This window comes from Microcoleus sp. K1-B1 (assembly GCF_036704705.1).
Lineage (GTDB): Bacteria > Cyanobacteriota > Cyanobacteriia > Cyanobacteriales > Microcoleaceae > Microcoleus.
Map to the genome: position 1 here is coordinate 1 of NZ_JAUBSH010000197.1, position 1,721 is coordinate 1,721.

General features: G+C 42.7%; 3 protein-coding genes. 2 read left to right on the top strand and 1 reads right to left on the bottom strand.

Annotated features, from left to right (window positions below; all coding sequences use genetic code 11):
* Nucleotides 1–68 precede the first annotated feature (68 nt).
* Both QUA83_RS30360 and QUA83_RS30365 read left to right on the top strand, forming a co-directional pair.
* The gene (locus QUA83_RS30360; RefSeq protein WP_333297925.1) at nucleotides 69–659 is read left to right on the top strand and encodes a hypothetical protein; all 591 of its coding nucleotides are present in this window, start codon (nucleotides 69–71) and stop codon (nucleotides 657–659) included.
* Between the two features lie 64 nt (nucleotides 660–723).
* A complete protein-coding gene (locus tag QUA83_RS30365) occupies nucleotides 724–1,365 on the top strand; it encodes a Uma2 family endonuclease (protein WP_333297926.1) in 642 nt (213 codons plus the stop codon).
* A gap of 69 nt (nucleotides 1,366–1,434) precedes the next feature.
* Here the strand turns inward: QUA83_RS30365 and QUA83_RS30370 are convergent, their stop codons facing one another.
* The gene (locus tag QUA83_RS30370) at nucleotides 1,435–1,620 is read right to left on the bottom strand and encodes a hypothetical protein (RefSeq protein WP_333297928.1); all 186 of its coding nucleotides are present in this window, start codon (nucleotides 1,618–1,620) and stop codon (nucleotides 1,435–1,437) included.
* Nucleotides 1,621–1,721 lie beyond the last annotated feature (101 nt).

A 1,721-nucleotide genomic window follows, 5' to 3' on the forward strand; every position in this document is an offset into this window, starting at 1 on the left:
TGTTTTTACATTTTACATAATTCTTGCATATTACTTTTATAAGTATTTCTACTTATTGCATAATTGAGATGCTCCCGGTGGGTTTGCCTGTGGGCGAAGAAGGCTGCTATTTTGTGAATGAAAAATGGGATGAAGATTCGGAAGTTTCCGTTGTCGATTACAACCGCCCGCCGAAGACTCAGCCCGGATTGTGGTGTAAGTGGATTCCTACGGCTGACGGCGGGGGGATTCAGTGGAGCGGCGCGGAAAAGTTTTATGATTATGTCGAATGGTTGCAGTATATTATTAACAATTTTCTTGAACATTGGGGTTATGTTTTAAATGGCGAAGTGAATTGGCAGGGGGAAAGGGAAGAAGATATAGGTACGATCGTAGTTGCCAGAAATCTGATTATTTTGCCAGAAGGTGCACAGGAATTGTTGAGGTATGCGGTGTCGCCGGTATCGGTGCCAAAGTTTGTTTGGGATTGTTTGAAGGCGGTGCAAGCGGCGGGAGTTAGCCTGACAATTTGGTATGAGGTAGTCGATCGATCTGTGGAGTTGGGACATGGGGAAGCAGCGCTTGGGATTAAGCCTAATATTGAGAAGTATTTTGATGGTTTGAACCGGGGTTTTGAGTTTGAGGGGAATCTAATTGAGACGACAGATTTGGGATTGTGAGCCGTAGTTTCGATTTGTGGATGATGCGGCTATAATTGTGACTAGGAGCAAATGAGGATTTACTATGACGGCATTAACAGAAATCCGCGAAGAATTAGCTGAGGACAAAGTTGAGGAAAAAGTACAGATTTATTACTCTCCCGAAGAGTATTTAATGCTGGAAAAGGGGGCAAAATTTAGAAGCGAATATCAGGATGGCAAGATAATTCCTATGACAGGCGGAACACCGAATCACAATCAAATAGCTGGCAATTTTTATGGGACATTAAATTTTGCTACCAAAGGAGAACCGTACCGGGTATTTATAAACGATTTGCGTTTGTGGATACCGTCGAAGCGGGTTTATACTTATCCTGATGTGATGTTGGTTGCGGGGAAGTTGGAGTTTGCTGAAGGTAGGAAAGATACGATTACTAATGCGGTGATGGTGGCTGAGGTTTTATCGGAATCGACGGCGGATTATGACAGAGGTGGCAAGTTTAAACTTTTTCGCACGATTCCTACTTTTCGAGAGTATGTTTTGATAGATCAATACGAGATGCACGTTGAACAGTTTGTGAAGACGGATGATAATAAGTGGGTTTTGTCTGAGTATGATGGTGCTGATGCGGTGTTGAAATTGAGTTGCGTGGAGTTTGAGATGCGGTTAGCTGATATTTACGAGCGCGTGGATTTTGAATCTGAGTCAGAGGAGCGATCGCCCTAAAACAATTTGATTAAGTAATATTATGTGCGACCAATTGACCATAGTTCTTGTAGATACTGTCTTGACCTGTCAAGGGGTAGCAAGTAAATAATTGGGGTCGAAAGGCTTTTGGGACTTTAAAATACCAAAAGCCAAATGCACCAATTTCCGCATCAAAGCACCAATTACCTGCATCTTGACCTTACCGCGCCCCAATAATCGTTCGCTCATAGCTTTGAGTAACGGGTTGTGACGCATCGCTACTACTGCTGGCATATACAACGCTTTTCGCAGTCGGACATTAAGTAGGTAGGCGGGAAAAAACCAATCTATGTAACAAAATATTAAGTTACCTAATTGGAGTTAAACTTAAGACG